The sequence below is a fragment of the Oceanobacillus luteolus genome (assembly GCF_042678205.1).
GTDB lineage: Bacteria > Bacillota > Bacilli > Bacillales > Amphibacillaceae > Oceanobacillus > Oceanobacillus luteolus.
In genome coordinates, this window is sequence record NZ_JBHUDE010000017.1 from 143,715 (window position 1) to 150,128 (window position 6,414).

The 6,414-nt window shown below is 40.7% G+C and carries 5 protein-coding genes; 2 read left to right on the plus strand and 3 right to left on the minus strand.

Annotation, left to right across the window (positions count from 1 at the left end; genetic code table 11):
• Positions 1 to 3: 3 nt before the first annotated feature.
• Both ACFSBH_RS04875 and ACFSBH_RS04880 read left to right on the plus strand, forming a co-directional pair.
• A complete protein-coding gene (locus ACFSBH_RS04875; protein WP_379596352.1) occupies positions 4 to 1,308 on the plus strand; it encodes a TRAP transporter large permease in 1,305 nt (434 codons plus the stop codon).
• Between the two features lie 59 nt (positions 1,309 to 1,367).
• Entirely contained in the window at positions 1,368 to 2,150 is a 783-nt protein-coding gene (locus tag ACFSBH_RS04880; protein WP_379596358.1) for an aspartate/glutamate racemase family protein, read from the plus strand.
• Between the two features lie 205 nt (positions 2,151 to 2,355).
• Here the strand turns inward: ACFSBH_RS04880 and ACFSBH_RS04885 are convergent, their stop codons facing one another.
• From ACFSBH_RS04885 to ACFSBH_RS04895, 3 genes are all read right to left on the minus strand, one after another.
• On the minus strand, positions 2,356 to 4,461 hold the full coding sequence (locus ACFSBH_RS04885; RefSeq protein WP_379596354.1) for a heterodisulfide reductase-related iron-sulfur binding cluster: 2,106 nt from the start codon (positions 4,459 to 4,461) through the stop codon (positions 2,356 to 2,358).
• A 70-nt stretch (positions 4,462 to 4,531) separates the two neighbouring features.
• Complete coding sequence (locus ACFSBH_RS04890; protein WP_379596356.1) at positions 4,532 to 5,515, minus strand: electron transfer flavoprotein subunit alpha/FixB family protein; 984 nt, start codon at positions 5,513 to 5,515, stop codon at positions 4,532 to 4,534.
• 15 nt (positions 5,516 to 5,530) lie between these two features.
• The gene (locus ACFSBH_RS04895; protein WP_251512422.1) at positions 5,531 to 6,304 is read right to left on the minus strand and encodes an electron transfer flavoprotein subunit beta/FixA family protein; all 774 of its coding nucleotides are present in this window, start codon (positions 6,302 to 6,304) and stop codon (positions 5,531 to 5,533) included.
• Positions 6,305 to 6,414: the final 110 nt, after the last annotated feature.

A 6,414-nucleotide genomic window follows, 5' to 3' on the forward strand; every position in this document is an offset into this window, starting at 1 on the left:
CTCATGGAAATAATAATAGCGTTAATTATACTATTTGTTACTTTAATCATTGGAGTACCAGTTCCTTTCGCTTTTTTTGTAACGGTAATTTTTTTAATTTTTACACTAGGATACGATCCCAGTTTTTTAATACCATACGGATACAGTCAATTGAGTAACATCGTTTTATTAGCAGTACCGTTATTTATACTTGCTGGTGGCTTAATGTCCAAAGGAGGAATAGGAGAAAGAATAATAGATTTTACAGAAATATTTGTCGGTAAGATTAAAGGTGGATTAGGGGTTGTCGCAGTACTGGCATCCGCTTTATTTGGTGCATTGTCGGGGAGTGCTGCCGCGGTATTGACGGCGATTGGCTCAACGCTTTTCCCTCGATTAATTAAAAGCGGCTATCCTAAAGGGTTTGCCGCAGCTTTATTAGCTAATGCATCTGTATTAGGTATATTTATTCCCCCAAGTGCTTTAATGATCTTATTTGCTTGGGCATCCAATCAATCTGTGCTCGCTAGTTTTCTTGCAACAATTATCCCTGGGATTATATTAGTTATCTTTTTAAGTGTAGTTAATATTCTATATATAAGTAAAAAGGGTAACCAACAACAATTTGATGCTAACGAAGGTGAATACTTGTCGTTTTCGAAGAAATTCCGGAGTAAAGGACTAAGTGCAACTCCGGGTCTCGTATTACCTTTACTTGTACTAGGAGGTATTTATGGAGGGATTATGACTCCAACGGAAGCTGCAGCTGTAGCGGTAATATATGCTATACCTGTCGGTTTTTGGATTTATAAGGGACTAAATAGAAAGAACTTTTTTGAGACACTTATAGAAGCTGCAAGCACCACTGGCGTAATCATGATAATGCTATTTGGGATAATGATTTTAAGCAGAATTTTTATAACAGAAGGATTATCTCAAACGCTAACTGACTTGCTACTAACAATTACCGAAAATAAAGTTTTATTACTTCTTATGATTAATGTATTTTTATTATTTATAGGAATGATAATGGACGATGTAAGCGCAATATCTTTAGCAACCCCAATATTGCTACCTATTGTAATAAATCTTGGAGTGGATCCAATCCACTTTGCTTCTATCATTGCTGTGAACATTGGTATGGGGCTTCTAACCCCACCTACAGCACCTTTATTATATTTGGGTTCTAGAGTAGCAAAGACGCCAGTAAATGAAATGTTAGGACCTACATTACTCATGATAATTTTCGCTTGGTTCCCAACTTTGATCATAACTACTTTTATTCCTGAGATTTCGTTATTTCTACCAAAGTTATTACTTGGTTATTAATTATGCTCTACGGTAGTTTTACAATTATCAATCGATATATAGGAGGTAATCACTTGGAAATGATTAAGCAGAACAGACAGTATGGATACATCGATCAATCTTCTGAAGCTTCTGTAGTAACACAAAAAAAGGGACAATATATATCTGGTTATTCTGTAGGTATATTGTATATTGATAACTGTTGGTACCCGGTAATACCTGGGAATGTCGCAAATTTAAGCACATACAACTTTCCAGTCCGGTTGAAAAGAGTTCAAAACACTGAAACTATGAAAATTCTAAATGGTGATTCTGAAATGCTGGAACATGTGATTAAAGCGGCGAGAGAGCTGGAAGAGGAGGGCGCACGTGCTATTTCATCTGCATGTGGCTTTTTTGGCAATTATCAAAAGGAAGTAGCAGAAGCTGTAAACATTCCAGTATATTTATCAAGTGTTATACAAATCCCTTGGATTCTTACAGGATTAAAGTCAAATGAAAAAGTAGGTATCTTAACAGCCTATGATAAAGGTATGACTTCCAATCTATTTGATAGTTGTGGGATAAACGATTCTAGCAGATGTGTGACCTATGACATGAGTGCCTATCCAGAGTTCTCGGTAATTATAGAGAATAAAGGGACCTTTGACAATGAAGTGGTGAAAAAAGAGGCTATCGATGCTGCTACAAAGTTGGTAGATACAAATCCTGAAATCGGAGCGATTTTACTTGAATGTAGTGACTTGCCTCCTTATGCATCTGATATTCAAAGGGCAGTGGGTCTTCCGGTTTTTGACTTCATCACTCTAATCAATTGGGTTCATTTCTCTACTTCGCAAAAACCATACCATGGCTTTATATAGACTACTATGGGTTCAATGCTCAGACTACTCAACTTCTAGGAGGTAAACCAATTGGGGAATAATTCTCCATGTATATACTCAAGTTAAATGATTTGTATCTGAACATTTAGTGTTTCTAACATGTTAAAATGTATTTGAAAATTAGGTCGGTAATTAAATAGTAAAAAACCAATGAACAGTTTTTCATGTCCATTGGTTTTTTAATTTAAGCCGTCTTAGCCTCTTCCTCCGCAAACACAGAGATTGCTAGAATTTCCGCGACATCCAATGTGCTGATGTCCTCATCCACTTCTTTCGCTTTCGTACCATCACTGATCATCGTCAAACAGTACGGACATCCAGTCGAAATCATCGATGGGCTGACAGCTAATGCTTGTTCCGTGCGGGCTACGTTGATGCGGTTTCCGGTAGTTTCTTCTGTCCACATCAGACCGCCGCCAGCTCCGCAACACATACCATTTTCTCTGTTGCGGACCATTTCCACCAACTCGAGACCTGGGATTGATTTTAGGATTTCCCGTGGCGGGTCATACACGCCATTATACCTTCCTAAGTAACAAGAGTCATGGTAAGTTAAGCATTCATTAATCTGACCTTTTGGCTGCAGGTTGCCTTCCATGATGAGATCATAGAGCAGCTGTGTGTGATGATACACTTCTGCTTCAAAACCGAAGTCAGGATACTCATTTTTGAAAATATTGTATGCATGCGGGTCGATCGTTACAATCTTCTTAACCTCATATTTTTCAAATTGCTTGATGTTCTTTTCCGCAATTTCTTGGAAAAGGAATTCGTTACCAATACGTCGGGCGGTGTCTCCTGAGTTTGCTTCCGTATTACCTAGGATTGCAAAGTCGATACCTGCTTGATTCATGAGCTTCGCAAACGCTAATGCGATCTTTTGGCTGCGACTGTCATATGCACCCATGGAACTAACCCAAAAGAGGTACTCGAAATCTTTGCCTTCTTTTTTCAATTCTTTGATTGTCGGGATGTATACCGACTCATCGTCTTCGCGCCATTTGACGCGATCTTTTTTTGATAAGCCCCAAGGATTGCCTTGACGCTCGATGTTTTGCACTGCACGTTGGATATCGGAATCCATTTTCCCTTCCGTCATCACGAGGTAACGGCGTAAATCGATGATCGTGCCAACGTGTTCGTTGTTTACCGGACATGCATCTTCACAGTTACGGCAAGTTGTGCAACCGGAAAGTTCCTCAGCAGTAATGACATCGCCTACTAAACTCATACTCTCAATCGTCGCTGCCGCTTCCCCGCCAGCGCTGGCTACGTTTCCGGCTGTTCCGGAAAAAGCATAGCTCGGCACCCACGGTGATTTTCCAGTGATTGCAGCACCTTTTTCCGTCAGGTGGTCACGGAGCTTGATCATAATATCCATCGGGGAGAGCATTTTTCCTGTGCCTGCCGCTGGACAGACATCGGTACAGCGACCGCATTCTACACAAGCATAGAAGTCGATCATCTGGAACTGTTTGAAGTCCTCGACTTTCCCGACTCCAAATGCAATCTCTTCTTCTGATTCCTCATCTTCATCGATATCGAAATCGATTTTTTCAAGTTTCCCTGGCACCTTTTTACTTAAGAACACATTGACGGGTGCCGCAAGTAAGTGGAAATGCTTGGATTGTGGGATATACACTAAGAATGCAAGTAAGGTCACGGTGTGAACCCACCAAGCAATGAAAAATAGAATCATCGCTGCTTGTGGCGACAAGAAACTGAAGGCAGATGCAACTAAACTTGCTACAGGCTCTGTCCATGCAGCTGCGCGTTCTTCCCACAACATGAGCATCCCATTTCCGAATAGGACAGAAAGCATCAGGGTGCCGATAAAGATGAGAACAATCCCTGCTTTAAATCCACGTTTCAGACGGACGAGCTTTTCCATATAGCGTCGGTAAAAAGCCCAGACGACCGCAACGAGAATCATCAACGTCACGAGTTCTTGGAAAAAGACGAATCCCGGATAAAACGGACCGAACGGCAAATGGTTCCCAGGTGATAGTCCTTTGATGAACATATCGATTGCACCGAATTGTACGAGAAGAAATCCGTAAAACATCATCACGTGAATAATTCCAGATTTCTTATCCTTGAGCAATTTTGATTGTCCAAATACAATTTTCCCTACACGCTTCAAGCGTAATTTCAATTCACCATCAAACTCGGATTTTTTACCGAGTTTGATGTAAGCGATTCTTGTTGTGACCACTCTAGCAAATAAATAGATGGCATAGATGGTCACAACGAGAAATGCAATCCAATTGATGATAAGAAATGTGTCCATATTTGTACTCCTTTAATCTCATACTTGAGACTACCTTTTGAAAGAGTAGTTATTCATCGTCTTATAAAAGTTAAGCATTCACTGTGTTTTTCAATGCCTTGAATTCTTCGACCAACAGAGGGAGCACCTCAAATAAATCGCCTACAATCCCGTAGTCCGCAACCGCAAAGATGTTGGATTCCGGGTCTTTGTTTATCGCAACAATCACTTTTGAATGGGACATTCCTGCGAGATGCTGGATTGCTCCCGAAATACCTACGGCGATATACAGGTCCGGAGTAACAACTTTTCCGGTTTGACCGATCTGCAAGGAATAATCACAGTAACCTGCGTCACATGCACCACGTGATGCACCAACTGCAGCACCTAGGACATCAGCCAGCTCGTATAATTCCTTGAAACCTCCCTCGCTCTTCACTCCACGTCCACCGGCAACAACGACTTTTGCTTCAGAAAGATCGACCCCTTCAGAAGCTTTACGGACTACTTCCTTAACAATCGTTCGGATATTTTTAATATCGATATCTTTCGTCGTAATTTCACCGTTTCTAGATGTATCAGGTTCAAGAGCTGCAATGTTATTCGGACGAATCGTCACAAACGTAATTCCGTCTGTAATAGTTTTTCTTTCAAATGCCTTCCCGGAATAAATTGGTCGGATGAATTCAGTACGGCCTTCATTTTGTTGTATTTCGATAACATCGGATACTAGCCCAGTGTCTAATTTAGTTGCAATTTTTGGGGTCAAATCTTTTCCGATGGAAGTATGGCCCATAACAATTCCGTCTGGTGCTTCTTCACTAATAATTGAAAGGACGGCTTGTCCGTATCCTTCTGATGTGTACGCTTTCAATTCCTCGTGTTGTACTACAATTACTCGGTCTGCCCCATAGTGAACGAGTTGTTCCGCTTGCTCTTCCAGCTGTTCTTTTCCTAGCACGACGCCAACGATTTCTGCATCATGATCAATTTGCTTCGCTGCTGCGATAGCCTCAAAAGATACATTACGTAAAACTCCATCTTTACCCTCAGCTATGACTAATATTTTACTCATGTCCATACCCCTTCCTTAAACTACTCTTTTTTCATTTCTTAATAGGGAGACAAGCTCCTTCACTTGTTCATCCAGCTCACCTTCAAGCACTCGGCCAGCAGCTTTTTCTTCCGGTAAAAAGATTTCAATGGTCTCTGTTTTTGCTTCCACATCTTCTTCATCTAAATCCAAGTCATCTAGTTCAATCTCTTCCAACGGCTTCTTTTTTGCTTTCATAATTCCAGGTAGAGAAGGGTACCGTGGCTCATTTAAACCTTGTTGGCAAGTCACTAATAATGGCAGGCTTGTTTCAATGATTTCAACATCACCTTCCACATCTTTTTCGATGTTCACGATTTCCCCATCAATTTCTAGGCTCGTAATTGTCGTAACGTAAGAAATTTCCAATGCTTCAGCTAAACGAGGTCCCACTTGTCCACTAGCCTCGTCGATTGCTACATTACCAGCTAATATTAGATCGACATCTTTGTCTTCTAAAAATGCAGTTAAAATTCTTGCCGTAGTATATTGATCACCTTGTTCTAAATCATCTTCAGTATTAATCAAAACAGCTTTATCGGCCCCCATTGCCAGTGCAGTTCTTAATTGCTTTTCAGAATCTTCATCCCCGATGGTTACAACTGTCACTTCACCACCATGGGCATCACGTTGCTTAATTGCTTCCTCTACCGCATATTCGTCATAGGGGTTGATGATATGCTCCGCGCCTTCATCTACAATCTCTCCATGTGAAACAGTTATTTGCTCCTCTGTGTCAAAAGTCTTTTTTAACAATACATAGATATTCAACTGATTTCCTCCTCGTATATTATGTTTAGGCACTTAGTTTCCGCCTATTATTTCCCTTGTTAATCAACCTGTTGATATGTCAAATGACTTGGACGCTCTGGGATATTCCT